Here is a 25,215-nt window from a genome sequence, read left to right as displayed (position 1 = left end):
GGGTCATCCCTTCAGACCGGTGAAATTGATTCCGCGGACGATGTGGCGCTGGAACACCAGGAAGAGCAGCAGCGGGGGGATGATCGTGATGAGCATCCCGGCAATGACCTGGTTCTGTTCCGTCGTCTCGGCGAGTCGCGGCAGTGCGACCGACAGCGGTTGTGCCTCGGTGTCGGAGATGACGATCATGGGCCAGAGGAATTCCTTCCACGCGCTCATGACCGCCAGCAGGGACACCACCGCGACGACCGGGCCGGACATCGGGATGACGATCTGCCAGAACAGTCGCCATGGTCCGGCTCCGTCGACCTGTGCCGCCTCGTGGAGCTCGCGGGGCAGGCCGTCGAAGAACTGCTTCATGATCAGTACGTTGAAGGCGTGCGCCCCGGCCGGCAGCCACACCGCCCAGGGGGTGTTGGCGATCGACCCGCCCGTGAGCGGCAGGTCGAGCACCACCAGGTAGAGCGCCACCAGCGAGGTGGTCCCGGGTATGAAGAGCGTGGCGAGCACGGCGTAGTAGACGACGCGGCCGTACCGGGGGCGCAGCACCGACAGGGCGTACGCGCCGCAGGTCGCCACCAGCAGCTGGAAGAACCAGGAACCGCCCACCAGGACAACCGTGTTGAGCAGGTAACGGCCGAGCCTCAGCTCCTCCCAGGCGGTGGCGAGGTTGCCCCACTGGAACACGGAGGGCCACAGCCGCAGCGGGTCCTTGAGGAGCTCCTGGGTCGGGGACAGGGCGCCCTTGGCCGTCCACAGGATCGGCCCGAGGCCGGCGATTGCGACCGCCGTCAGGATGATGGGCTGGGAAATCCTCAGGGTCCAGCGTACGGAGGGGCGGCGCCGGTCGGCCGGTGAGATCACGCCCCGGGATCGGTCGTCGTCGCTCATGATGTGCTCCACTTGCGGGTCAGGCGCAGGTAGACGGCGGACAGTACGGCCAGCACCAGGGCGAGCAGCACGCTGAGCGCGGCAGCGGTCCCGTAGTCACCGTTGAGGAACGCGTACCGGTAGATCAGCAGCAGGATGCTCACGGTCGAGTCCTCGGGACCGCCGGCGGTGAGGATGAAGGGCTCGGTGAAGACCTGGAAGGTGCCGATGATCTGGAGCAGCAGCATGATCAGGATGACGCCGCGCATCTGCGGCAGCGTCACGTGCCATATGCGCCGCCAGATCGACGCGCCGTCCAGCTCGGCGGCCTCGTACAGATCGGCCGGGACGCTGGACAGCGCAGCCATGTAGATCAGCGTGGTGCTGCCGGCGTGCGCCCACGTGGCTGCCAGCACCAGGCTCGGCATCGCGGAGGCGGCCGACTGCAGCCAGGGGTACGGGCCGAGGCCGATGTAGCCGAGGACCTGGTTGAAGAGCCCGAAGTCCGGGTCGTAGAACCAGCGCCAGAGCATCAGCGCGACCACCGGCGGGACCACCACGGGCAGATAGACCAGCACCCGGAAGACCCCGCCCAGCCGCCGCAGCTCCGAGACCAGCATCGCCAGCATGATGGGGACCGGGAACCCGATGACCAGGGCCAGGACGACGAACCAGGCGGTGTTGCGCAGCGTGGTCCACAGCAGGGGGTCGGTGAACAGGAAGCGGAAGTTGTCCAGCCCGACCCAGGTGGGCTTGCCGACCAGGTCGGTCTCCTGGACGCTGAGGATGACGCTCTGGCCGATCGGCCACCATGCGAAGTAGCCGAAGAGCAGCAGCAGCGGCAGCAGGAAGAGCAGCGAGGCGAGGCCGAAGCCGCGGCGTGCCCGCCGGGCCCGGCCGGGCCGCCGCGTGCTGTGGCGGCCCGGCCGGGTGGTGCCCGGCTGCTTCGTCTGCGGGGGCGCGACGGCGGAGCCGGCGGCCGGCTGGACGACGGTCATCGCTGGGCCCGCTCCAGCGCGGGGACGACCTTCTTCTCCGCCTTGTCCAACTCGGCCTGGGGGTCCGCGCCCTCGCGGGTGAGCACGGCCGCCACAGCGGTGTCCAGGGCGGCGTACACATCCTGGGCGGCCACCGAGGGCTCGACGACGAACTCCTGCTGCTTCACACCGTTGAGGAAGGGCGCGAAGTTCTTGAGCGGGGCGGTGGCGTGCTCGTTGATGGCCCGGTTGACGGGTTCGCTGACGGCGGGCTGGTAGAGGGGAACGGTCGGCGTGCCCACCGGGATGCCATCAACGGCCTTCGCCTTCGCCCGCGCGCCGGCTTCCTTCGGGTCGTGCTTCTCCTTGAGGTAGTAGTAGTCGATCCACTTCACCGCGGCTTCGCGCTCGGCGTCGCTGGCCTTCGGATTGATCACGGCCATCTTGCCGCCCAGCAGGGTGGCCGACCGGCTCGCGGAGGGCAGCGCGGCGATACCGAAGATCTCCGGGTCGCCGTTGTACTTGGTGATGTGCTCGACGTAGACGCTCGGCGTCGCCATCATCATGCCGATCCGGCCGGCCGAGAACGACTTCTGGATCTCGGCGCTGTCCCGCAGCTGCTGGGTGCCGATGGAATTGTCCTCCCAGCGCAGTGCCTTGAGCCATTCCAGGGACTGACGCACCGGTGCGTCGTTGAAGGCCGCGACCTGCTTGCCGCCCTCCTCCTTCTCGATCCGGCCGCCGTAGGTGTACGCCATGGCGGTAAGCGTCCAGCCGCCCGTGTTGTTGGTCGCCGGCTGCGCGTAACCCGGCAGGCCGGTCTTCTCCGAGATCGCCTTCGCGGCCTGCCGGACCTCGTCCCAAGTCTTCGGCGGGTTGTCCGGATCGAGCCCAGCCTTCTTGAACAGTTCCCGGTTATAGACCAGGGAGAGGGCGAACTCGCTGGTGGGCAGGCCGTAGATGCGTTCCTTCTCATCCGTGCCCGGTGCCAGGGCGCGCTTGTCGAACTGGTCGGCGTTCGGCAGCGCCTTCACCTGGTCGGTGATGTCCGCGATCTGGCCGCGCTTGATGAGCCCCTGGGGTTCGGTGAGCGGCACGATGAACGCCGTCTCGAGCTGGCCGCCGGCCAGCCGGGCGGCGAAGGTCTTCGCGTCCCACACCGCTTCGCTCGGCTTGACGTCGATGTCCGGGTTGGCGCGTTCGAAGGCGGCCACCCGGTCGGTGAACTCCTTGCGCAATGCCTCCTGAGTGGTCGGCGGCATGTCCGTCACCGTGATGGCCACTTTGCCGTCGGAGGCATTGCTGCCGGATTCCGAGGACGAGCAGGCCCCTGCGGTGACCGCGAGTATCCCCGCGGTACAGCAGGCGGCAAGTCTGGACCATGGTGCTCTCATTTTGTTGACTCCTCGTCCTCGGCGCGGGGATTTTCGGCACGGGGTGCCTGCGGCGCGGATGTGCCGACGGGTGTGGCGAAGGAGTAATGGGGCGGTCGCGATTTCGTCGGACACGGCTCTTTGCCCGTTTGCCAGGTGGCTGACTGGGCGTTACCAGTGGTGCGGCTCTAACTCACCCCGGAAGTAAACCGGTTGAATTGGGAGAGTAGTAAGCGGGTCAGTAGGGGTCAATACCTCCATCACCACGAATCCACAGCGCCGGTGACGGATCGTTATGACACTAGATATCCAGAATTGGGCGTCCATTTTGGTGGCTTGACAGAGAGTCAGTCACTGTTGCACCGAGAAACCGGTATACCTACCGGTGTCCAGCGCGTCCGGTGGGGGCTAACCTGAGCGCGTGACGGAAGAGCAACAGGACCCACGTCGGCGACCGACGATCTCCGATGTCGCCACCCGTGCCGGGGTGTCCAAGGGGGCCGTGTCCCGGACGTTCAACGGGGGGAAGGGCATCAGCCCCGGCACCATGACGAGGATCCGGGCCGCCGCCGCCGAGCTCAACTGGACGCCGAGCAGCGCGGCCCGCGCCGTCGGCGGCGGTCCCGCGCACGCCGTGGGGATGGTGCTGCGCCGGCCCACGGAACTCCTCGAACTCGACCCGTTCTTCCCCGCGTTCCTGGCCGGAGTGGAGAGCGCGCTCACCTCGGTGGGGTACGCGGCGGTGCTGCGGTTCGTCGGCGACTCCCACACCGAGCGCGAGTGCTACGAGCAGTTGGTCGGAGAGCGCCGGGTCGACGGATTTCTGCTGACAGACCTGCGCCACCGCGACCCCCGCTTCGAGTGGCTCAGCCGGCTGGGTGCCCGGGTCGTGGTCGCCGGATCACCGGGCCGTGCCTGTCCGTTCCCCTGGGTCAGCACCGGCGGCGCCGACCAGGTCCGCGAGCTGACCCGCCACCTCATCGCCCAGGGGCACCGCATCATCGCCCATGTCGCGGGCCTCCCGAGCCTGCGCCACGCCCGGCGCCGTCGTCAGCTGTGGGAGGACACCCTGGTCGGAGCGGGTCTCGAGCCCGGCCCCGTGGTGACGGGCGACTTCACCACCGAAGGCGGCGCGCGGGCCACCCGCGAACTGCTCGACCGATCACCGCGCCCCACGGCGATCTTCTACGCCAACGACCTCATGGCGATCGCCGGGCTGTCCGTGCTCGCCGAGTACGGGGTGAAGGTCCCCGACGAGATGGCCGTGGCCGGGTTCGACGACATCAGCCTGGCCAGCTACGTCACCCCGGCCCTGACCACGGTCCGCTGCGACTATCGCCGGATGGGGCAGATCGCCGCCCACACGCTGCTGGCGCAGCTGCGGAACGAGGATGTGGCGCCCCAGATCACCATCGGCGGCGAGCTGCGGCTGCGGCGCTCCACCGGCATTTGACCGCGCCTGTTCGGGGGCCCGCCCGACCCGGCCGGATCACCCGGCCCGCCCGACCCGTCCGACTCGGCAGAGGAGCAACACCTCATGCACACAGGCACGATGCGCTTCGTCCGAATCGTCGAGGAGGGCCGCGATGACAGGTGACGCCCACCCCGTCTCACCGTGGTCGGACCGGCGGCCGCTCGGTGAGGGCGCCCGCTTAGTCGACGGCCGTCTCGCTCTTGTCGACGTCCACACCGGGCGCCTTCTCGAGGCACCCGGCGACGACCGGGCTGTGAACGACGGCACCGCCGATGAGCCCGCCGCCCCGGACGCTCCCGCACCGGACGTCCCCGCCCCCGATCCCGACGGGCCCGGGCACCAGATCCCCGCCGGACGGCTCACCACCGACCTCGGCGGCATCTGGGAATTCACGACCGACCCCGCGGCGGCCGTGTGGGACAGGCTGCCCGTACCGGGCAGCTGGGACGTGCACGACAGGTACGCCGACCACCAAGGTGACGCCTGGTACCGACGGACCTTCGACACGCCCCGTCTCGGCGACGGGAAGGTCGCCCGGCTCCACTTCGAAGCCGTCGGCTACACCGCGACGGTCTGGCTGGGCGGCACCCGGCTCGGCACCCACATCGGCGGATACACGCCCTTCGAGTACGACGTCACCAAGCTGCTGAAGACCGACGGCAGTCCCAACACCCTCACCGTCAAGGCCAACAACGATGAGGCCATCGGTGCCACCTGGTTGTGGGGAGGAATCTCACGCCCCGTCACCCTCACCGTCGACCCGGCAGTACGTATCGAAAGGCAGCATGTCACCGCCCAGCCCGCGCTGCGGGAGGGCACCGCCGAGGTGGCCACCGAGGTCACCCTCTCCAATGCCTTCGACCGCGACCGGACCGTACGCCTCGGCGGCACACTCACCGACGCGGCGGGCCGCGCCCTGTGCTCCGGAGTACTGCGCCCCGAGCCGCCCGCCGGCCGGGACGTGACCGTGCCGGCCCGCTCCACGAAGACCGTCCGTCTGACGACCACCCTGCCCGCGGGCTCGTACGAACTGTGGTCCCCGGACCGCCCGACGCTCTACCGTTCCATCGTCACCCTCAGCGATGGCGATGAGCTTTCCTATGCTCTCTCCGACCGCTTCGGCATCCGCAAGATCGAGGTGCTGCCGGACGGCCTGATGCTCAACGGCGAACGCGTCCGCACCGTGGGCTTCAACCGCGTCCCCGGCGACCGCGTGCACGGCGCCACCGAGCCGCCGTCCGTCATCCGCGCCGAGATCGACCGCATGAAGCGGGCCGGGTCGGACATGACCCGAATCCACCACGTCCCGCAGTCGCCGGATCTCCTCGACTACCTGGACGAGGTCGGGATGCTCAACATCGCCGAGATCTCCGTCTGGGGGAAGGGAGCCTGCCTCGACCCCGAGCGCTGGACGCCCGAGCTGCGTGAGATGGTGCACCGGGACGCCAACCACGCCTCCATTTTCGCGTGGTCCGTGGCGAACGAGATCAGGGGCACCGACGAAGCGGGCCGGAACTTCGTCAGGGCGTTGATCGACTACACCCGCACCGAGCTCGACGACTCGCGCCCCCTGACGTACGTCAGCAACACCTTCAGCGAGATCGAGGGCCCGGAGGACGAGGCCCTCCAGTACACCGACTTCATCGCGGTCAACATGTACCGGGACTACACCGAGCGGCTACAACAGCTGCGCACGCACTACCCGGACAAGCCGGTCTTCGTCAGCGAGTTCAGCAGCGACGGCTACACCTTCACCCCCGACCGGGAGAGCGTCGAGTACGCCTCGCAGTACGACGGCGAGATCCCGGCGGAGCTGTCCCGTCTGCCGTGGGTGATCGGTGCCTCCCGGTGGACCTTCGACGACTACCGCAGCCGCTTCCAGGGGACTTCCGTCAACCAGCTGCGCGGGTGGGGCGTGCAGACCGAATGGGGTGGACTGAAGCGCAACTACGACCAGATGCGCGCCGCTTTCGCCCCCGTCAGAGGACTGTTACTGGCCTCGGCGGACGGCGGCACCCGGATCACGGTCGTCCCACGGAGCGCGGGCGAGCTGCCCAGCCGCGTTCTGCGCGGCTACCGGCTGCACTGGCGTGCGGTGAACGCTGACGGCGACACCGTCGCCGAGCGGCGCGTCCCACTGCTGGACATCGCCCCCGGCGACGCGCCCTTCAGCCGGGACGTCGGATGGCAGACGAACGGGTGGCAGGAGAAGGAGGCCATCACCGAGCACGTGGGGCTGGTCGATCCGCAGGGGTACGAAGTCGCCGTCGCAGACCAACGTCTCGCCGCACCGGCCACCCCCCGCGTCGCCCAGACCGTTGCGGCCGACGGCGCCGTCCGGGTGGTCTTCGACCATGTGACGGGAGCCGACTCGTACCGTGTCGAGGCGACGCAGGAAGGTACCGAAACAGGGCTGCTCTCCCGCACCGTCCACAAGGACGACCACGGAGACATCACGGGACTGCTGAACGGAACCCCGTACCGGGTGCGTGTCGTCGCCGTCTCCGCGGCGGGCGAGACCGCCTCCGAGTGGACGGCCGGGCTCACCCCTTGGGTGGACGCCGGGCCGCTGCCCCCAGATGCACAGGCGCTCAAGCCGGTGGTGGACGGCGCCGTTTTCCAGTGGCGTGGCGGAGGGGCGGCCCAGGCGTACGCCATCGAGGTCGCCGACGCCCGCAGCGGTGAGCTGATCCGCTCCTGGACCACCTCCGTCCGCGGCTTCAGCCGTATCGAGGATCTGGGCTCCGGGCGCCAGGTGCGAGCCCGCATCCGCGGCCTACGGGCCGACGGCGCGGCCAGCGCCTGGTCCGAGTGGATGGAGGCAAGGACCATGTAGGGGAGGGGCTCGCCCGGGACCGTGCCGTGGCCGTGCCCGGAGAAACCTTCCCCGGGCACGGCCACGCCTGTGCCTGACCGGTTGGCCATGTGCGACTGGCGCGGTCAGGCATAGGCGCGCAGCGCCACGATGCGCGCCTCCGGTGCGCCGTTCGTCGCCTCCGCCACCACTCGCAGCGCCGTGGTCCGGACCGGGGCGAACCGGTGTGTCCGGTGGCGGCGGCGGTTGCCGGTCTCCTGGGCGACCGGCGTCCAGTCGCCGCCGTCAGTCAGCGCCTCGATGCGGTAGTCGCGGACCAGCTCCGGCATGACCTCGAACTCCGTCCGATGCCGGTGGAGATTGTTGAGGTACTCGTCCACGTCGTCGTCGAGGACGAGGTGCACCGTGCCGATCTCCACCGGGGCGTCCCAATCGAGCCGCAACCATGCCTCACCCCGCTCGCTCGCGTGCCACATCTGCGGCCCGCCGAAGGGCCGCTGGTAGCCGCCGACGGCCTTGTCCGGGGCGTACGCCCGGGTCGGCCCGGCGCGGAAGCAGAAACTGCGGCGGCGCAGGCCCCGGGCGACCCACTCGGCCACTGGCTGGCCGTTCTCCTCCGGGATGTCGTGGTCGACGCCCGGCTCGCCCGCGCGCTTGCGGGCCAGGCAGAGCACGCCGGTGCGCCGCTGGTCGACGAGGTGCAGATACGCGTGCGGATCGGCCCGTACGATCACGACGGCGTTGCGCGGCTCGTCCGGTTGCCAGGGCAGATGGGCGGACACCCACTGCTCCTTGCTCTCTGGGACGGGCACCGTGCGGGAGATCAGGCGGCGGGCGGGTACGGCGTTCTCGCCGCGCAGCGTGTCCCAGAGCTCGATGGTCAGCTCGGTGCCGGCGTGTACGTCGACAAGCAGTTCCACGTCGTCCAGCCGCGGATCGACGGGGAGCACGAAGGCGAGGTCGCGGTCCAGCGGCAACGGCGTGGTAGAGGTGCCGGGCCCCGGCTCCACGGCGAGCCGGGTGAGCGTACTGGAGGCGGAGGCGCGTGCCGCACGGGCCAGGTCGTCCGGGTCGGTGTTCCGCACGCCCATCAGCGAGGCGTCCTGCCGGAGCAGGGTCTGCTGAAGGAGCGTCAGCTGCCCGCCCTTCAGCTCGCGCGGAGTCACGCCGAGTGCGGCACACAGGGCCGCGCCGGTGCCCGCGGCCTCGCCGATGGTGGCGCAGGTGGCCATGACCCGGGTGGAACCGAACGCGATATGGGTGGCTGAAACATTGCGCCCGGCGAAGAGAAGGTTTCCGACGTTTCGTGAATAGATGCTGCGGAAGGGGATGTGGTAGACCCCGTCGGAGTAGCGCTGACGGGCTCCGGGTTCCTCGGCATACATGCCCTCGACCGGATGCAGATCCACCGACCAGCCACCGAACGCAATCCGGTCGTCGAAGGGCTTCTGGGCCATCACATCGGTCTGGGTCAGCACATGGTCGCCGAGGAAGCGCCGGTACTCACGCTTGCCGGGGATGGCTCCGACCCACTCCAGAGTGAGGTTGTCGGCGTCGAATCTGCCGCTGTTCTTGATGTGGTCCCAGATGCCGTTGATGACGGACCACAGCTCGTCGCGGATGCGCTCGTTGTCGTCCACCGTGTCGAGCTCGCCGCCCCATTCCACCCACCAGTAGTCGCAACCGTTGTCGCCGGTACGGATCAGCCGGTGCTCGGGGATGGGTGTGTCCAGGATGTTCTTGGCGAAGGACGGAGGTACGTACTTCACCGGGTGTCCGGCATCCTTCGTATAGAACAGGATGGTGCTGCCGAGCAGTTTCCGGTCGGGCTCCGGCGGCGCCCACTCCTCGCCGTATTCCGCGCGGGACTCGCGTCCGATACGGTAGTCGGCTCCCGCGAGATGGCCGATCAGGCCGTCGCCGGTGCAGTCGACGAAGACCGGCGAGAAGAACGTGGTCAACCTCTCGGAGCCCATGGTCCAGCCGGTGACCGACTCGATCCGCTTCCCGTGCTCCGCCGCGACGTCACGGACATCCGTGTTGAGGAAGAGCCGCAGATTCGGCTCGGCGAGTACCGCGTCAAGCACAACCTGGTCCCAGTAATAGGGGTTGCCATCCGGATTCCGGTACTGATTCTCCAGATACAGCTCACCCATGATGCCTGTCTCGCGGGCCCAGCGGTGCACCCCATGGGCGGTCGCCCCGCACACCCACACCCGCACCTCGCTGCTCGAATTGCCCCCCACCACTGGGCGGTTGTGCACCAGCGCGACGGTACGGCCCAGCCGGGCGGCAGCGATCGCCGCGCACACTCCGGCCAGGCCGCCGCCCATGACGGTGACATCGCTGTGTACGGTCTCCTCACGCATGAGGCGGTGGCTCCCTTCTGTCCAGAAAACGCGCCCGCAGATCCGGGCGCAGCCGGGTGGCGGGGGAGGATTTACTGAGCCCGCCGTCGACGGGCAGCACGGCTCCGGTCGTGAGCGAGGCCGCCCGGGAGGCGGGGAAGTACACCGCTGCCGCGAGCCCCACGGCCCCCGCGGCGCGCGGCCGCCCCGCGGCCTGGCCCGCGGTCGTCACCACCGGGGGACCTTCTTTTCGTAGCCGGGGTCGATGCGCTGCATGTAGCCGGTGTCGTCCCGGGTGCGTAGTCCGCAGACCAGATACTGCTCGTGCAGCCGGGCCAGCGCGTCGCGGTCGAGTTCGACGCCCAGCCCCGGGCCCTTGGGCACCTGCACCGATCCGTCCGTGAAGGACAGGGCCCCGGGCTGGACGATTTCCTCGGTCTTCCACGGCCAGTGCGTGTCGCAGGCGTACATGAGGTTCGGGGTGGCCGCTGCCAGGTGGGTCATCGCCGCAAGGCTGATGCCCAGGTGGGAGTTGGAGTGCATGGACAGACCCATGCCGAATGTCTGGCAGATGCCGGACAGCAGCTTCGAGCGTTGCAGCCCGCCCCAGTAGTGGTGGTCGGAGAGCACCACCCGGACCGCATCCCGGTCGATGGCGGGAGCGAGGTGCTCGAACGCGACGACGCACATGTTGGTCGCCAGCGGTATCGGCACCTCCCGGGCCACCCGGGCCATGCCGTCGAGCCCGAGGGTGGGGTCCTCCAGGTACTCCAGAACCCCCTCGAGCTTGCGTCCGACGTCGATCGAGGTCTCCACGCTCCACGCCCCGTTCGGGTCCAGCCGCAGCGGTCGATCGGGGAACTCCTCACGCAGCGCCCGGATCGCTGCGATCTCCTGCTCCGGAGGGAAGACCCCACCCTTGAGTTTGAGCGCCGAAAACCCGTACTCGTCAACCATGCGCCGGGCTTGGGCGACGATCCCCTCGGGGTCCAGGGCCTCCCCCCAGGAGTCCGGTTCCCCGCCCGGGTGCGACCTCCACTTGTAGAAGAGGTAGGCGCTGTACGGGACGGACTCGCGTACCGCGCCGCCGAGCATGTCCGACACCGGTCGCCCGGCCGCCTTGCCCTGCACGTCCAGGCAGGCCACCTCGAAGGGGGAGAAGACCCGGTCCACCGTACCGCTGGAGGTGATCGTCCCGGTGAGCCCGTGCCCGTCGGAACCGGTGCACGCGCCCAGCACCCCCGCCACCCGCTGGTGCATCGCGCCCAGCGCATGGACGTCCATTCCCACGATTGCGTCGGCGGCCGACCGCAGCCGACGCAGGTGGTCCTCGTCCGCGTAGGTTTCGCCGAGTCCGCCAAGGCCCTGGTCGGTGGAGACTTCGACGATCGCGCGCAATGCGTACGGCTCGTGCACGCCCACCGCATTCAGCAGCGCCGGGTCGCGGAACGCCACCGGCGTGATTGTCACCTCGGTGATCCGGATCGCGCCGCCCATCAGGCGGGCACCTCTGCGCACAGCGCCGGCCCGGCATCGGTGATACGCCCCAGCGCATCCAGGTGCTCGGGGGCGGGGTCGACCAGTGGTGGTCTCACACCGCCGACGCCAAGGCCCCGCTGCCGTACCGCGGCCCTGACGTGGGAGACGGCGTAGCCGGAGACGAGTTCGAGCGGAGCGACGAGCGGGTGGAAGGCCGGCTCTCGTGGTTCACATATGTGGACTAAGAGCACACTTGAGAACATGTCAAGAATGTAAGACTCATTCCGAGTTGAGGTCAAGGGAGGCGAGAAGGTCGAGCAGGGTGCCTATGCGCATCCTGATCACAGGGCCGCCGGTGGAGTCGGAACACTTGTGCGTCCCCGGCTCGCCCGCCGGGCTGAACACTGCGGTTGCCGGACATCGCGCCGTTGCTCTCCTCGGGCTGCCCGGAGGAGGATGTCGAGCTGGCAGTGGAAGCGACGAGCACGACCTCATACCTCTCAGCGTCCCGGAGATCTGCCGGTCGGGCACGTCAACGTCACGCCCCGCTGCCCCAGTTACGAGCGCCGACTGCGCTGGTCACGCTACCGACGAAACAGCCAAGGCCGCGCCCGCCACTGCCACTGCCAACACCGAGGCCACACACTCCAGATGCGGTTGTGGTACTAGCCCACTACTTCCATCTGGCCCATCATGCCCATCATCTGGTGGCCGAGCATGTGGCAGTGGTACATGTACGGGCCGGTGTAGTCCGTGAACCGAAGCATGATCTCCGCGGACTGGCCGGCCATCACCGTGATGGTGTCCTTCAGCCCCGCCTCCTCGGGCCCCGGTGCGTGGCCGTCGCGGCTCAGCACCCGGAACTGCTCCAGGTGCGGGTGGAGCGAGTGCGGAATGCCGAGGGTGTCGGAGTTGCGGATCGTCCACACCTCGGTGACGTTCAGCCGGGGACGGATGTCGATCCGGTTGATGTCGAACGGCTTGCCGTTGATGAGGTGTTCGCCGCTCGCCGGGTCGAAGGCGAGGTGGAAGTCCCGCCGCACCTCGGCCGTTCCCAGGTCCGGTACGGGACGCAGCGCGGCCGGCACGGAGCTCGGGTCCGAGGCCGTGCGCACCACGTCGAACCGCATGACCTCGGGGGTCTCGCCCTCGAAGGCGGCCAGGTTCTCCAGCACCAGCTTGGTCCCCACCGGGTAGCGGGAGAAGTCGACGACGATCTCGTTCCGCTCGCCCGGCCACAGGGCCAGTGCCCCGGCCGGAGCGGGCGCCGGCAGCAGGCCTCCGTCGGTCGCGATGTGCACCAGCTCCGCGCCGGCCTGCGTGCCGTCGTTGAGCCTGAGGAAGAAGCCCCGCTCATTGGCGGTGTTCACCAGCCGCAGCCGGTACTTACGGGCCGCCACCTCGAAGTACGGCTTGGGGCGGCCGTTGACGAGGATCGTCGGCCGGTCCTCCGGCCTGTGCATGTCGTAGACGAAGGCGCCGTTGTCGTCGAACTTCGCGTCACGCAGCTGCAGCACCACGTCGTACTGGCCCTTGGGCAGCGGCAGTTGCTCCTCGAAGCTGTCGGTGAGCAGATACGTCGCCGCGAGACCGCGGTAGATGTTCTCCGCGTGCGCGTGGTGGGTGTGGTCGTGCAGCCACAGCGTCGAGGCCCGCTGCGTGTTGGGGTAGTAGTAGCTGCGCCGGCCGCCCGGGTCGATCTGGTCCTTGGGGTGGCCGTCCGAGCGCACCGGCACATGCCCGCCGTGCAGATGCAGCGCGAACGGGTCGGCCAGCTGATTGCTCAGCTCGACCACGACGGGACGGTCCCGGCGGGCCATGATCAGCGGGGCGAGCGCACCGCCGAAGCCGCGTATTCTGGTGCGGGTGCCGGGCAGGATCGTCACATCCGCTTCCCGCGTCGCCAGCCGGTACAGATCGTGGCCGGCCAGCCGCGTCGGCCGCAGCCGCTTCGGCACCGTCAGCGGCACCGTGAACGGCGTGGTGGCCGCCACGGCCCTGCCGGGCCGCCCGCCCACGATCAGCCCGGTGGGTGCGGCGACCAGCAGCCCTGCCGCCGCGCCTCTTCTGAGTAACTGCCTGCGGTTGAGCACGAATTCTCCCTCAGTTCGCTGACGGCGCAGCCGCGTCGCGTACGGACATCTGCGCCATGCACGTGAGCAGGGACCGCTTGAATGTCGCCACGAAGCCCTCGACCGTGCCGGTGTCCCGGGGCCTGGTCAGATAGGGGGCGAGCTTCTCTTCGACCTCCCGGACGCCGGGCTGGGCAGCCATGTGCCGGGCGATGGCGTCCAGATCGCCCTCGTACTCGATGACCCGGACCATGGTGTCGTCGCGGATGAAGACGGCGGTGGCCAGAATGCGCGCCGTCTCCCCGCCTCCCTCGCCCTTGACGACGGGGGAGCCCACCCGGCGGAAGTTGCCGAAGATCTCGGTGATCTCCTTCTCGTACCCGGCCTTGATGTCGTAGGTGATCGCGGCGAACGGCATGCCAGCTCCTTCAGGCGGACGAAGTCTTGCCTCGCCAGGACGCCGCATCCCACTCGCCGGGTGCTTGAGCGCGAGTACACCGATTCTCGGCCGTTTCCCGTCAACGCGATTTCGAGCCGCCCTGTAGGTACGACTGCGAGCGTGCTGTCGCTGGAGAACAGGCTGTTGAGGAGGCGGGCAGTGACCACCGAGATCACGCGGACCGTCCGGGTTCACGCCGACGAGGTCGAGCACAACACTCGGCGCGGCGGCGATATCCGGACGACGCTCAGCCCCAAGACCGTGGGGTGCACCTCCGGTTTCGGCGGAGTGCTGAGCCTGAAACCGGGCGACTTCATCACCACGCACTACCACCCGTACTCCGAGGAGTTCCTGCACGTCGTCACCGGGGAGCTGGAGATGACGCTGGACGGGCAGCCGGTCAGCCTCGGCCCCGGGGACTCGCTGCTGGTACCCATCGGAGTACGCCATCGACTTGTCAACACGGGGAAGGAGACGGCACACGCCGCCTTCCATCTCTCCCCGCTCGCCCCGCGCCCGGAACTCGGGCACGTGGACATCGAGGAGGTCCAGCGGCCGCAAGAGCCCAATCCGCAGGTGGGCGGTGCCGCGTGAGCCGCAAGGCCGTCATCACCGGAATCGGGGTGGTGGCGCCGGGCGGAGTGGGCCGGGAGGCCTTCTGGGACCTGCTCTCCGCCGGCCGCACCGCGACCCGCAGAATCTCGCTCTTCGACCCGTCGGCCTTCCGGTCCCAGGTGGCCGCCGAGGCCGACTTCGACCCGGTGGCCGCGGGTCTGGCCCCGCGCCAGGTGCGGCGGATGGACCGGGCCGCGCAGTTCGCGGTGGTCTGCACCCGGGAGGCGGTCGAGGACAGCGGCTACGACTTCGCGAACACGCCGCCCGAGCGCATCGGCGTCAGCATCGGCAGCGCGGTGGGCTGCACCATGGGTCTCGAGGAGGAGTACGTCCTGCTCAGTGACGCCGGCAAGCACTGGCTGGTGGACCACACTTATGGAGTGCCGCATCTGTACGGGTACATGGTGCCCAGCACCCTCGCCGTCGAAGTGGCGTGGGAAGTGGGCGCGGAAGGACCCGTCGCGCTGATCTCCACCGGCTGCACCTCGGGCCTGGACTCCATCGGCCACGGAGCCCAGCTCATCGAGGAGGGCACGGCCGACGTCGTGCTCGCGGGCGCCACCGACGCCCCGCTCTCCCCGATCACCTCGGCCTGTTTCGATGCCATCAAGGCCACCTCCCCCAGCAACGACGACCCCGAGCACGCCTCGCGGCCGTTCGACCAGAACCGCGACGGGTTCGTCCTCGCGGAGGGCTCCGCCGTGCTGGTCCTGGAGGAGAAGGAGGCCGCCGAGGGCCGCGGCGCGCGGATCTACGGCGAGCTCGTCGGCTTCGCCAGCCGCAGCAACGCCTTCCACATGACGGGCCTGAAGGCGAACGGCCGCGAGATGGCCGAGGCGATCCAGGTGGCGCTGGATCAGGCCAGGCTCGCCCCCACTGCCGTGGACTACATCAACGCCCACGGCTCGGGCACCAAGCAGAACGACCGGCACGAGACCGCCGCCTTCAAGCGCTCGCTGGGCGAGCACGCCTACGACGTGCCGGTCAGCTCCATCAAGTCGATGGTGGGCCACTCGCTGGGCGCGATCGGTTCCATCGAGGTCGCCGCCTGCGCCCTGGCGCTCGACCGCCAGGTGGTGCCGCCCACCGCCAATCTCCACACCTCCGACCCCGAATGCGATCTGGACTATGTGCCGGTGACCGCTCGCGAGCACCGGATGGACGTGGTGCTCAGCGTCGGCAGCGGCTTCGGCGGCTTCCAGAGCGCCATGCTGCTCGCCCGCCCGGGTGTGGTCCGAAACGGGAGGAGCTGACGGTGAGTGCCACCGCTGCCAAGGCCCCGGTCGTCACCGGCCTCGGGGTTGTCGCGCCGACCGGGCTCGGTGCCGAGGCCCACTGGGCCGCCGTACTCGCGGGCAAGACGGCGATCGGACGCATCAGCCGCTTCGACCCGTCCACCTACCCGGTGCGCCTCGCGGGCGAGGTGCCGGACTTCGTCGCCAAGGAACAGGTGCCCAGCCGGCTGATCCAGCAGACCGACCGCTGGACCCATCTCGGCCTGGCCGCCGCCGAGGCGGCGATCGCCGACGCCGATGTGACCCCGTCCGAACTGCCCGAGTACGAACTGGCCGTGGTGACCGCGAGCTCGTCCGGCGGCACCGAGTTCGGCCAGAAGGAGATGGAGAGCCTCTACCAGCACTCCCCGGACTGGGTCGGCGCCTACCAGTCGATCGCCTGGTTCTACGCGGCGACGACAGGCCAGGTCTCCATCCGGCACGGACTGCGCGGCCCGTGCGGAGTGATCTGCAGTGAACAGGCCGGCGGCCTCGACGCCATCGGCCAGGCCAGGCGGCTGATCCGGGGCGGCTCCCGGCTCGTGGTGACCGGCGGGACCGACGCCTCCCTGTGCCCCTACGGCCTGACCGCGCAGCTCTCGACGGGCCTGCTCTCCACCGTGCAGGATCCCGCCCGCGCCTATCTGCCGTTCGACTCCGAGGCATCGGGCTATCTGCCCGGCGAGGGCGGCGCGATGCTCCTCGTCGAGAGCGCCGAGGCCGCCGAAGCCCGCGGTGCACAACAGATCTACGGCCGGATCCTCGGCTACGCGGCCGGCTTCGACCCTCCCCCTCGCTACGCCGGGGGGACCCCCACGCCGGGATCCGAGCGCCCGCCGGCCCTGCGCCGTACCATCGCCGCCGCGCTCGCCGACGCCGAACTCGAACCGGGCGCCGTGGACGTCGTCTTCGCCGACGCGTCCGGCGTCCGGGACGAGGACCTCGCCGAGGCCGAGGCTCTCACCGCGGTCTTCGGCTCGCGGGGCGTTCCGGTCACCGCGCCCAAGACGCTGACGGGTCGGCTGTACGGAGGCGGCGCCGCACTCGACGTCGCCACCGCGCTGCTCGCCCTGCGCGACCAAGTCGTCCCGCACACCGTGGGACCCACCGCCCCGGCGCCCGGCATCGAGATCGACCTGGTGCTGGGCGAACCGCGCCGCCAGGAACTACGTACCGCGCTCGTCGTCGCCCGCGGCCACGGCGGCTTCAACGCCGCGCTCGTCCTCGGGCGGGGGGACTGACGCACATCCAATACCGACTACCGGGAGGAGGCCGCCATGGCGGGCCACACCGACAACAGCATTGTGATCGACGCGCCGATGGAACTGGTCTGGGACATCACGAACGATCTGAAGGGCTGGCCGCAGCTGTTCAGCGAGTACGCCTCCGTCGAGGTGCTGGAGGAGAAGGGCCGGGAGATCACCTTCCGGCTGACCATGCACCCCGACGAGGACGGCAATGTGTGGAGCTGGGTGTCCCGGCGGATACCCGACCCCGAGGCGAAGACCGTGCACGCGCACCGGGTCGAGACCGGGCCGTTCGAATTCATGCGCATCTACTGGGAGTACACCCAGGAGAAGGCCGGCGTGCGGATGCGCTGGGTGCAGGACTTCCACATGAAGCCCGAGGCACCGGCCAGCGACTCCGGGATGACGGAGCACCTCAACCGCAACACCGCCATCCAGATGGACCTCATCAAGCAGAAGGTCGAGGCCGCGGCCGGCCGCCGGGCCGAGGCGAGCTAGGAGGAAGCAGGTGCTCGCCTTCCTGGCTCCGGCAGTCGTGCTGCTCAACGGCCTGGCGGCCGGGGTGCTGTTCGGCACCCAGCTGGGCGGCTGGCCGCTCCTCGCGGCGCTCCCGGCCGACCGCTATGTGCACGCCCACGCCTTCTTCGCCACCCGCTACGACCCGGCGATGCCGCTGTGCCTGCTCGGCACGCTGATCGGCGACGTCGTACTGGCCGTAATCGCCCCGGACTTTGCGGCCCGCGTGCTGTTCATCGTCGGGTCCGTGCTGGCGGCGGTCACGGTCGCGATCTCGCTCACCAAGAATGTGCCCGTCAACAAGTGGGTGCTGACCCTCGATCCGGACAACCTGCCGGACGACTTCGAGGCGAACGACCCCCGCTGGAACTGGGGCGCCTGGAACCAGCGGCGCAGCGTGATCACCGTGCTCGCCCTCTTCGTCAACTGCTCTGCGCTCGCCCTGCTGCTCTGACGCCTGTGACGCTTACGGAGGAAACCATGGATCTCGGTCTCAGGGGCAAGAAAGCCCTGGTCACCGGCGGCACCCGCGGGGTGGGCCGGGGCATCGTACGGGCACTGGCACAGGCCGGCGTCGATGTACTCACCTGCTACCGGCAGGAGAGCGAAGCCGTGACCTCGCTGGCACACGAACTCAAGGAGACCGGCGGCGCGCACCATCTCGTGCGGGCCGACGTCTCCGACCCCGCGGACGTCACCGCCCTGGTGGAGCACGCCCGTACCCACTACGGACATCTCGACCTGGTCGTCAACAACGCGGGCGCCATCAGCCACATACCCTACGAGGACCTGCCCCTGGAGGAGTGGCGGCGCGTCGTCGACACCAACCTCACCGGCTCCCACCTGATCATCCAGGGAACCCTGCCGCTCCTCGGCGCGGGCTCCTCGGTGATCGGCATCGGGTCGAAGGCGGTCGACGCCGGCATACCGCTGCGCTCCCACTACACGGCGACCAAGGCGGCACTGGCCGGCTTCAACCGGTCCCTGGCCAAGGAGTTCGGCGGCCGGGGCATCCGGTTCAACATCGTCGCGCTCGGCGTGGTGGAGACCGAGAACCTGTACGCGCTCCCCGAGGACCAGCAGAAGGTCATGATCGAGCGGTACAGCGCGAAGACAGCACTCGGCCGGCTCGGCACCCCCGACGAGGTCGCGGGCGCGGTCCTGTGGCTCACCAGCGATCTGGCCCGCTATGTCACCGGCGCGACGATCAGCGTGGACGGAGGTATCTCCTGATGGCCCCCACCGTCTTCCGGGTGCTGCTCCGCATGGACATCGAGCCCGGTCTCGAGGAGGAGTTCGAGAAGGAGTGGCTGGCGGGCACCGACGCGGTGACCGGCCACCCCGCCAACCTCGGCCAGTGGCTCTCGCGGGCGACGGACGCGCAGAGCAGCTACTACATCATCAGCGACTGGGTGGACGAGCCGCGCTTCCGGGCGTTCGAGGAGAGCCCGGCGCATCTGGAACACCGCGCCAAGCTCCACCCCTTCCGCCGCGGCGGCGAGTTCCACACCATGCGCGTCGTCACGCACATCGAGGGCAAGGCATCCGCGGATGCCCGGTGAAGTGAGGGTGCTGGTCTACCAGGCGGCCCACGACGAGGAGCAGCTCCAGGCAGTGCGCGAGGCGTACCACCTGGTCAGCAAGCGGCTGGCGGAGGTCCCCGGGATGCTCGGCAACGAGCTGCTGCGCTCCCCGGCGGACCCCACCGCCCTCATCGTCGTGAGCCGCTGGGCGGACCTGGCCGCATTCCAGCGCTGGGAGCAGGGCGCCGGGCACCGGGCGGACACCGCACCCCTGCGTCCGTACCGCGACACCCGGCTCCCCGTGCCGTTCGGCATCTACGAGGTCGACGCGTCCTACTGAAGGGCAAGTTCCGATGACCACCACCGCACGACCGGCCAGGCCCGCCGCGGAGAGCGAGCCGGCGGCATGGGTGACCTGTTCCCAGTGCCGCTCCCTGGTCTACGGAAAACGATATGTACGCCTGCTGCAGGTCTGCCCCGAGTGCGGTGCCCATGCCCGCCTCGACGCCCCCAGCCGGATCAGCCAGCTCTTCGACGGGGGCAGGGCGCAGCCCGTCGCGGTGCCCAAGACCCTCACCAACCCGCTGGACTTCGTGGACCAGCGGCCTTACGGAGAACGACTCGACCAGGCCCGCCGCAAGACCGGCCAGCAGGACTCGGTCCTCGTGGTACGCGGCCGTATCGAGGGGCGGCCGCTCGTGGCCGCCGTCATGGACTTCCGGTTCTTCGGCGGCAGCCTCGGCGTCGCCGCCGGAGAGGCGATCACCACCGCGGCCGAGACCGCGCTGAAGGACCGTACGCCCCTGCTCATCGTCACCGCCTCCGGCGGGGCGCGGATGCAGGAGGGCGCACTGTCGCTGATGCAGATGGCCAAGACCAGCAACGCGCTCGCGGAACTCGACGAGGCGGGGCTGCTCACCGTCACCCTGGTCACCGACCCCACCTACGGCGGAGTCGCCGCCTCCTTCGCGACACTCTCCGACGTGGTCGTCGCCGAGCCCGGGGCGCGGATGGGCTTCGCCGGGCCGCGAGTCATCGAGCAGACCATCCGGCAGAAGCTCCCGCCGGGCTTCCAGACCGCCGAATTCCTCCTGGAACACGGCCTGGTGGACGACGTCTGGCAGCGCACCGAGCTCCGCGGCCGTCTCAGCCGTCTCCTTGCGGCCACCGAGATCCCCGGCCCGAGCTGGGGCGAGGGCGAGGACGACCCGGTGGTGCGGGACAGCCAGCTCCTCGACCAACTGCCCGCCTGGGAATGCGTACAGCTCGCCCGTGAGGCCGGCCGGCCCACCGCGCTCGAGCACATCGGCCACTGGCTGGACGGCTTCGTCGAACTGCACGGCGACCGCGCCGGCGAGGAGTGCCCGGCCATCGTCGGCGGAATCGGCCGCCTCGACGGCCTCCCGGTGATGGTCATCGGCCACCAGAAGGGCCACACCACCGCCGAACTCGTCAGCCGCAACTTCGGCATGCCCTCGCCCGCCGGATACCGCAAGGCCGCCAGGCTGATGCGGCTCGCGGCCAAGCTGGGCATGCCCGTGGTCACCCTCATCGACACCCCGGGCGCATATCCGGGGCTCACCGCCGAGGAGACCGGCCAGTCCAACGCCATCGCGGAGAACCTGCGGCTCATGGGCTCGCTGACCGTCCCGGTGGTGGCCGTGGTGACCGGCGAGGGCGGCAGCGGAGGCGCGCTCGCCCTCGGGGTGGCCGACCGGGTGCTGGTGTGCGCCAACGCGACCTACTCGGTGATCAGCCCGGAGGGGTGCGCGGCGATTCTCTGGAAGAACGCTGCCGAGGCCGCGGTGGCCGCCGACGAACTCGGCCTGGACGCCGCCTCGTTGCTGCGCCTCGGAGTGGTCGACGGAGTCATTCCCGAGCCGGAGGGCGGCGGCCACACCGACACCACGGTGATGAGCGACGCGGTACGCCGGGCAGTCGTCGTGGCGCTTCGCGAACTGCGCGGCACGACCGGCTCCAGCGCCGCGCGCCGCGCCCGCTTCCGCGCCTTCGGGCTGGCGGACGGTGCGCATCTGCAGACGTCAACAGGCGCAACCGCAACGGCAGGTACTACGGAGAGAGACCGATGACCGAAGTCACCAAGGACAGCGTGCGCAGCGGGTCCGGCGACCCGCTCGCCGGACTGGACTACGACACCAGTGGGCTGGCCCTCACCGACATCTGCCGCAGCATCGCGGAGGTCGTACGGGTCGGACCGAGCCACCCGCGCAAGGTACGGGTGGCGCTGGGCGCGGCCAGCGTGGAGGTCGAGTGGGACGAGGGGCAGCCGCCTCCCGGCCCCGGTGCCCCCGCCGCGCCGCCCCGCGAGGAGGAGGCGGCGCTCGACGGCTTCCGCGAATGCGCGCCGCTGGTCGGCACGTTCTATGCGGCGCCGTCACCGGGAGCCCCGCACTTCGTCCAGGTCGGCGACCACGTCGAGGCCGGACAGCAGCTGGGCATCATCGAGGCGATGAAGCTGATGAACCCGGTTGAGGCCACCAGGCCGGGACGCGTGGTCGAGGTGCTGATCCACGACGGGGAGCCGGTCGAGTACGGACAGCCCCTGGTTCTCCTCGACCCCAGTGACTTCCCCGGCACGGACAAGGAGGACTGACCGTGAGCCTCGACACGGTCCTGGTGGCGAACCGGGGTGAGATCGCCCTGCGGGTCATCAGGACATGCCGCGAGATGGGCATCCGCACGGTGGCGGTCCACTCCACCGCCGACCGGGACAGCGCCCACGTACGCGCGGCCGACACCGCCGTCCAGATCGGCCCGGGCATGCCCCGCAAAAGCTATCTGTCCGCGCCCGCGGTGATCGAGGCCGCGCTGCGCACCGGCGCCGACGCGGTGCACCCCGGTTACGGATTCCTCTCCGAGGACCCGGACTTCGCCGAGATCTGCGCCGACAACGGTCTGGTCTTCATCGGCCCGCGGCCCGAAGTCCTGTCCCAGCTCGGCGACAAGGCCGTCGCCCGGGCGCTGATGACGGATGCCGGGCTGCCGGTCCTGCCCGGCAGCCCGGGTACCGTCGACAGCGCGACCGAGGCGACCGACCTCGCCAACCGCATCGGCTTCCCGCTCATCATCAAGGCCGCGGCGGGCGGCGGTGGCCGCGGCATGACCGTCGTACGCCAGTCCAGCGACCTGCTGCCGGCCTACCGGCAGACCCGCGCCACCGCGCAGGCCGTCTTCGGCGACAACCGGGTCTATCTGGAGCGGTTCTGCGACAGCGCCCGCCATATCGAGGTCCAAGTGCTGGCGGACGGCCACGGCACGGTGCTGCACCTCGGCGAACGCGACTGCTCCGTACAGCGCCGGCACCAGAAGCTCATCGAGGAGAGCCCGGCGCCCGGGCTGCACCCGGGACTGTCCGAGGCCATGGCCAAGGCGGCGGTGCGCGGCGCCCGCGCGGTCGGCTACACCGGCGTCGGCACCTTCGAGTTCCTCGTCCACGACGAGGGCTTCTCCTTCATGGAGATGAACTGCCGTATCCAGGTGGAACATCCGGTGACCGAGGCCGTGTTCGGCGTCGACCTGGTACGCGAACAGATCCGCGTCGCCGCGGGGGAGGCGCTCGGCTTCAAGCAGGAGGACCTGATCCCGCGTGGCACGGCGGTCGAATGCCGGGTCAACGCGGAGGACCCCGCTCGTAACTTCGCCCCGTGCCCGGGCACGCTGGACGAGTTCGTCCCGCCCGGCGGCCCCTTCGTCCGGGTCGACACCCACGGATACGCGGGCTGGCGGGTGCCCTCCCAGTACGACTCGCTGCTCGCCAAGGTGATCACCTGGGCGCCCGAGCGGGGCCAGGCCCTGGACCGGATGGACCGGGCGCTGGCCGAGTTCCGCGTCGTAGGGCCCGGAGTGCGCACCACGATCCCGCTGCTGCGGGAGGTACTGGCCGACCCGCTCTTCCGGGACGGCAAGCACAACACCTCGTTCCTCGACGAGCGTCGCGGAGGCTGACAGGCGTACAGCAAGAAGGCCCGGGCCCTTTCGGGGACCCGGGCCTTGGGCTTGCGCGCGTCTTACTCGGGCCGGTTGTGTGCCTCGCCGCCGACCGAGTAGGGCGTGGTGACCCCTTCGTACGTCAGATGCATCACCATGCCGAGACCGGTGTGGATGAAGTTGTGGCAGTGGTCCATCCAGATGCCCGGGTTGTCGGCCTTGAAGGCGACCTCCCACTGCTCACCCGGCCGGACGTTGATGGTGTCCAGCCAGACGGGGCTGCCGGTGGTCTTCTTGCCGTCCTTGCTCAGCACCAGCATGTGGTGGCCGTGCAGATGGATCGGATGGTCCTCCTCACCGCGGTTGATGAACTTCGTGCGGACGAGATCGCCCTCCTTGACCATCAGCATCGGGGCGTCCGGGAACACCTTGCCGTTGATGGTCTGGCGCAGGCCGAACTTGCCGTTGTAGAAGCCCAGCCAGTCGTCGAAGGTGAGCTTGAAATTGCGGTCGGCCTTGCTCTGAGCGTCGAACGGCGTGCTGGTGGGCTCGCCGTAGCTGGTCAGGTCGAACTCTGGCCCGTCCAGCTTCGGTTCGATGTCGCCCTTACCGTCGGGTGAGTAGATGATCCCCGCGTCCCTCGCCGCCGAGTCCGTCAGCCGGACCGGCGAGTTCGGCATGGTGAACTCCACGTCCATTCGCTGGGCGCCGCCCACCACCAGCCGCTCGTCCTTGATCTCAGCGGGCTTGTTGATGTCGGTGCCGTCCAGCGCGGTGACCTTGAACGGTACGCCGGTCAGCGCGAACGTCTTGGTCAGGTTGGAGCTGTTGACCAGCCGCAGCCGGACCTTCTCGCCCGCTTTGGCGGTGCGCCGGTCGAGCGTGTCGGAGGCGCCGAACGCCGGGAAGATGCCGTCAGGCGTCTCCCAGTCGTGCGCGACGACCGTCACGTCCTTGTCGACCGGGCGCGTCTGCTCGGCCGGCTCGATCACCAGCGGGCCGAACAGGCCGCGCTTGACCTGCTCGGAGGCCTGCTGGTGGGAGTGGTACCAGCGGGTGCCCGACTCCTCGACGCGGAAGCGGTAGGTGTACGACTGGCCGGGCTGCACCGCGTCCTGGGTGGCTCCGGCCACTCCGTCCTCGCCGTTGGGGACGTCCAGGCCGTGCCAGTGGATGGTGACCGGGATCTCTCCGGGCAGCCGGTTGGTGAGCTTGATCTCCACCAACTCGCCTTCCTTCACCCGCAGTTCCGGACCGGGGATCTGCCCGTTGTACGTCCATGCGGTGAAGCTCTTGCCGGAGGCCAGCGTGACCTTCTTCTCCTGCGCGGTGAGGTTGAAGACGCGGTCGGGCTTACCGTCCCGCGGCCCCTTGAGCGAGTCGACGCTGACCGCGGCGGCGCTGCCGGACCCGCCGTGCATATGGGGCCCGCCTGCCATGTTGCTGTGGCTGCCGGCCGGGCCGCCGCCGTAGTCGGGCTCGCCCTGCATCATCGAGAAGGTGCCCGGCAGCTTGCTGTTGCTCAGCCCGAAGGAGACCAGGCCGAACACGGCGCCGAGCGCCACGACGGTGGTGCCCAGGCGAACGCCCCAGGTGCGGCCCGCCGAACGCCGGACGGGCGTGACGCCCTGGGCGAGCCGGTGGACCCGGCCGCGGGCGCGGACCGTGAGCAGCGCCGTGAACAGTGCCAGGATCCCGATGCCCACCACCAGGTTCAGCAGCGTCGACCGGTGCGGCGGCAGGAACTTCTCGAAGAAGCCCGCCATAGCGCCGACCGCGGTGATCTGCGGCGGCAGCACGGTACGCAGGGACGCGGCCTGCGCGCGCTCCGCGTCGGACAGGGCCGCCTCGCGGTCCTCCGGCCGCCGCCTGGCCGCGGAAACGACCCGGGGGAGGGTGAGGACGACGGTCGCGAGGACAGCGGGAAGGAGCAGTGCCAGCAAGGTGATCGAGCGCCGGTCCGAGACGAACACCCAGTCCATGGCGGCCAGTTGGACGAACGCCACGAGCTTGGCGACGGTCGCGAGCAGGGCGAGCGACAGCAGTACGAGGGCGATGCGGGCGGTGCGTCGAGCTCGTCCGGCCGTGGGCCGGCCGGCCTGCCGCCGCACCAGTATCGCCGCGGCGAGCCACGCGGGGAAGAGGACGAGGCCCAGGATGAAATCCAGCCTCGAGAGGGTCAGATACATGTCGTTACTCCGGTCGGGGGTGGTCGTCCCGAGGCGGTCCGGGGAGTTCCCCGGAC

General features: G+C 69.8%; 23 protein-coding genes. 13 read left to right on the top strand and 10 right to left on the bottom strand.

The features are described from left to right. Positions 1-3: 3 nt before the first annotated feature. From ACWDO5_RS06710 to ACWDO5_RS06700, 3 genes are read right to left on the bottom strand one after another with little or no spacing between them, the layout of a single operon-like run. Positions 4-891 (bottom strand): carbohydrate ABC transporter permease, encoded by an 888-nt coding sequence (locus tag ACWDO5_RS06710; protein ID WP_450528979.1) that lies wholly within the window; start codon positions 889-891, stop codon positions 4-6. After that, positions 888-1,868, bottom strand: a complete 981-nt coding sequence (locus tag ACWDO5_RS06705; protein WP_450528978.1) for a carbohydrate ABC transporter permease — start codon at positions 1,866-1,868, stop codon at positions 888-890. Before ACWDO5_RS06705 ends, ACWDO5_RS06710 begins: the two co-directional genes overlap by 4 nt. Next, a complete protein-coding gene (locus ACWDO5_RS06700) occupies positions 1,865-3,241 on the bottom strand; it encodes an ABC transporter substrate-binding protein (RefSeq protein WP_450528977.1) in 1,377 nt (458 codons plus the stop codon). Before ACWDO5_RS06700 ends, ACWDO5_RS06705 begins: the two co-directional genes overlap by 4 nt. 400 nt (positions 3,242-3,641) lie before the next feature. Between ACWDO5_RS06700 and ACWDO5_RS06695 the strand changes: the two genes are divergently transcribed. Continuing rightward, entirely contained in the window at positions 3,642-4,673 is a 1,032-nt protein-coding gene (locus ACWDO5_RS06695) for a LacI family DNA-binding transcriptional regulator (RefSeq protein ID WP_450528975.1), read from the top strand. A gap of 133 nt (positions 4,674-4,806) precedes the next feature. Beyond that, positions 4,807-7,530, top strand: a complete 2,724-nt coding sequence (locus ACWDO5_RS06690) for a glycoside hydrolase family 2 TIM barrel-domain containing protein (protein ID WP_450528974.1) — start codon at positions 4,807-4,809, stop codon at positions 7,528-7,530. Positions 7,531-7,634: 104 nt separating this feature from the next. Here ACWDO5_RS06690 and ACWDO5_RS06685 read toward each other — a convergent pair whose 3' ends face one another. The 6 genes from ACWDO5_RS06685 to ACWDO5_RS06660 all read right to left on the bottom strand — a co-directional run bounded on the left by ACWDO5_RS06685 (position 7,635) and on the right by ACWDO5_RS06660 (position 13,826). After that, positions 7,635-9,878, bottom strand: a complete 2,244-nt coding sequence (locus ACWDO5_RS06685) for an FAD-dependent oxidoreductase (RefSeq protein WP_450528973.1) — start codon at positions 9,876-9,878, stop codon at positions 7,635-7,637. Beyond that, positions 9,871-10,092 carry a hypothetical protein gene (locus ACWDO5_RS06680; protein ID WP_450528971.1) on the bottom strand — a complete coding sequence of 74 codons (222 nt, stop codon included), beginning with the start codon at positions 10,090-10,092 and terminating at the stop codon, positions 9,871-9,873. The genes ACWDO5_RS06685 and ACWDO5_RS06680 overlap by 8 nt, the downstream gene beginning before the upstream one ends. Then, a complete protein-coding gene (locus ACWDO5_RS06675; RefSeq protein ID WP_450528970.1) occupies positions 10,086-11,354 on the bottom strand; it encodes a glucarate dehydratase family protein in 1,269 nt (422 codons plus the stop codon). The genes ACWDO5_RS06680 and ACWDO5_RS06675 overlap by 7 nt, the downstream gene beginning before the upstream one ends. Further along, positions 11,354-11,599, bottom strand: coding sequence for a hypothetical protein (locus ACWDO5_RS06670; protein ID WP_450528969.1), 246 nt, complete (start codon positions 11,597-11,599; stop codon positions 11,354-11,356). Before ACWDO5_RS06670 ends, ACWDO5_RS06675 begins: the two co-directional genes overlap by 1 nt. A gap of 402 nt (positions 11,600-12,001) precedes the next feature. Beyond that, positions 12,002-13,429, bottom strand: coding sequence for a multicopper oxidase family protein (locus ACWDO5_RS06665; RefSeq protein WP_450528967.1), 1,428 nt, complete (start codon positions 13,427-13,429; stop codon positions 12,002-12,004). A 10-nt stretch (positions 13,430-13,439) separates the two neighbouring features. Then, the gene (locus ACWDO5_RS06660) at positions 13,440-13,826 is read right to left on the bottom strand and encodes a SchA/CurD-like domain-containing protein (protein ID WP_450528965.1); all 387 of its coding nucleotides are present in this window, start codon (positions 13,824-13,826) and stop codon (positions 13,440-13,442) included. Positions 13,827-14,006: 180 nt separating this feature from the next. Here ACWDO5_RS06660 and ACWDO5_RS06655 point away from each other — a divergent pair, with 180 nt between their 5' ends. The 11 genes from ACWDO5_RS06655 to accC are packed head-to-tail and all read left to right on the top strand — an operon-like array spanning position 14,007 to position 22,988. Continuing rightward, positions 14,007-14,441: a cupin domain-containing protein gene (locus ACWDO5_RS06655; protein WP_450528964.1), complete on the top strand. Its 435-nt coding sequence runs from the start codon at positions 14,007-14,009 to the stop codon at positions 14,439-14,441. Further along, positions 14,438-15,715: a beta-ketoacyl-[acyl-carrier-protein] synthase family protein gene (locus ACWDO5_RS06650; RefSeq protein ID WP_450528962.1), complete on the top strand. Its 1,278-nt coding sequence runs from the start codon at positions 14,438-14,440 to the stop codon at positions 15,713-15,715. Before ACWDO5_RS06655 ends, ACWDO5_RS06650 begins: the two co-directional genes overlap by 4 nt. Next, positions 15,712-16,977 carry a ketosynthase chain-length factor gene (locus tag ACWDO5_RS06645; protein ID WP_450529078.1) on the top strand — a complete coding sequence of 422 codons (1,266 nt, stop codon included), beginning with the start codon at positions 15,712-15,714 and terminating at the stop codon, positions 16,975-16,977. Before ACWDO5_RS06650 ends, ACWDO5_RS06645 begins: the two co-directional genes overlap by 4 nt. Positions 16,978-17,013: 36 nt before the next feature. Continuing rightward, the gene (locus tag ACWDO5_RS06640; protein WP_450528961.1) at positions 17,014-17,481 is read left to right on the top strand and encodes an SRPBCC family protein; all 468 of its coding nucleotides are present in this window, start codon (positions 17,014-17,016) and stop codon (positions 17,479-17,481) included. Between the two features lie 10 nt (positions 17,482-17,491). Further along, entirely contained in the window at positions 17,492-17,953 is a 462-nt protein-coding gene (locus tag ACWDO5_RS06635) for an anthrone oxygenase family protein (protein ID WP_450528959.1), read from the top strand. 26 nt (positions 17,954-17,979) lie between these two features. After that, positions 17,980-18,732, top strand: coding sequence for an SDR family NAD(P)-dependent oxidoreductase (locus ACWDO5_RS06630; RefSeq protein WP_450528958.1), 753 nt, complete (start codon positions 17,980-17,982; stop codon positions 18,730-18,732). Beyond that, positions 18,732-19,061: an antibiotic biosynthesis monooxygenase family protein gene (locus tag ACWDO5_RS06625; protein ID WP_450528956.1), complete on the top strand. Its 330-nt coding sequence runs from the start codon at positions 18,732-18,734 to the stop codon at positions 19,059-19,061. Before ACWDO5_RS06630 ends, ACWDO5_RS06625 begins: the two co-directional genes overlap by 1 nt. Further along, positions 19,051-19,362, top strand: a complete 312-nt coding sequence (locus ACWDO5_RS06620; protein WP_450528955.1) for an antibiotic biosynthesis monooxygenase family protein — start codon at positions 19,051-19,053, stop codon at positions 19,360-19,362. Before ACWDO5_RS06625 ends, ACWDO5_RS06620 begins: the two co-directional genes overlap by 11 nt. Positions 19,363-19,375: 13 nt before the next feature. Then, positions 19,376-21,112, top strand: a complete 1,737-nt coding sequence (accA, locus tag ACWDO5_RS06615) for an acetyl-CoA carboxylase carboxyl transferase subunit alpha (protein WP_450528953.1) — start codon at positions 19,376-19,378, stop codon at positions 21,110-21,112. Continuing rightward, entirely contained in the window at positions 21,109-21,636 is a 528-nt protein-coding gene (locus ACWDO5_RS06610; RefSeq protein ID WP_450528952.1) for an acetyl-CoA carboxylase biotin carboxyl carrier protein, read from the top strand. Before accA ends, ACWDO5_RS06610 begins: the two co-directional genes overlap by 4 nt. A gap of 2 nt (positions 21,637-21,638) precedes the next feature. Then, positions 21,639-22,988, top strand: coding sequence for an acetyl-CoA carboxylase biotin carboxylase subunit (gene accC / locus ACWDO5_RS06605; protein ID WP_450528951.1), 1,350 nt, complete (start codon positions 21,639-21,641; stop codon positions 22,986-22,988). A 62-nt stretch (positions 22,989-23,050) separates the two neighbouring features. Here the strand turns inward: accC and ACWDO5_RS06600 are convergent. Further along, positions 23,051-25,215, bottom strand: a 2,165-nt coding sequence (locus ACWDO5_RS06600; protein WP_450528949.1) for a multicopper oxidase family protein, incomplete at its 5' end; no start/stop codon positions are given.

Source organism: Streptomyces sp. NPDC000880 (assembly GCF_053599675.1).
The sequence above is the reverse complement of the archived record's forward strand: the minus strand, read 5'-3'. Positions and strand labels throughout refer to the sequence as shown.

Bases quoted from the DNA above. Each gene is read 5' to 3' on its own strand.
- ACWDO5_RS06710 (WP_450528979.1), bottom strand. From the start codon at position 891: ATGAGCGACGACGACCGATCCCGGGGCGTGATCTCACCGGCCGACCGG.
- ACWDO5_RS06705 (WP_450528978.1), bottom strand. From the start codon at position 1,868: ATGACCGTCGTCCAGCCGGCCGCCGGCTCCGCCGTCGCGCCCCCGCAG.
- ACWDO5_RS06700 (WP_450528977.1), bottom strand. From the start codon at position 3,241: ATGAGAGCACCATGGTCCAGACTTGCCGCCTGCTGTACCGCGGGGATA.
- ACWDO5_RS06690 (WP_450528974.1), top strand. From the start codon at position 4,807: ATGACAGGTGACGCCCACCCCGTCTCACCGTGGTCGGACCGGCGGCCG.
- ACWDO5_RS06685 (WP_450528973.1), bottom strand. From the start codon at position 9,878: ATGCGTGAGGAGACCGTACACAGCGATGTCACCGTCATGGGCGGCGGC.
- ACWDO5_RS06675 (WP_450528970.1), bottom strand. From the start codon at position 11,354: ATGGGCGGCGCGATCCGGATCACCGAGGTGACAATCACGCCGGTGGCG.
- ACWDO5_RS06670 (WP_450528969.1), bottom strand. From the start codon at position 11,599: ATGTTCTCAAGTGTGCTCTTAGTCCACATATGTGAACCACGAGAGCCG.
- ACWDO5_RS06660 (WP_450528965.1), bottom strand. From the start codon at position 13,826: ATGCCGTTCGCCGCGATCACCTACGACATCAAGGCCGGGTACGAGAAG.
- ACWDO5_RS06640 (WP_450528961.1), top strand. From the start codon at position 17,014: ATGGCGGGCCACACCGACAACAGCATTGTGATCGACGCGCCGATGGAA.
- ACWDO5_RS06630 (WP_450528958.1), top strand. From the start codon at position 17,980: ATGGATCTCGGTCTCAGGGGCAAGAAAGCCCTGGTCACCGGCGGCACC.
- ACWDO5_RS06625 (WP_450528956.1), top strand. From the start codon at position 18,732: ATGGCCCCCACCGTCTTCCGGGTGCTGCTCCGCATGGACATCGAGCCC.
- ACWDO5_RS06620 (WP_450528955.1), top strand. From the start codon at position 19,051: ATGCCCGGTGAAGTGAGGGTGCTGGTCTACCAGGCGGCCCACGACGAG.
- accA (WP_450528953.1), top strand. From the start codon at position 19,376: ATGACCACCACCGCACGACCGGCCAGGCCCGCCGCGGAGAGCGAGCCG.
- ACWDO5_RS06610 (WP_450528952.1), top strand. From the start codon at position 21,109: ATGACCGAAGTCACCAAGGACAGCGTGCGCAGCGGGTCCGGCGACCCG.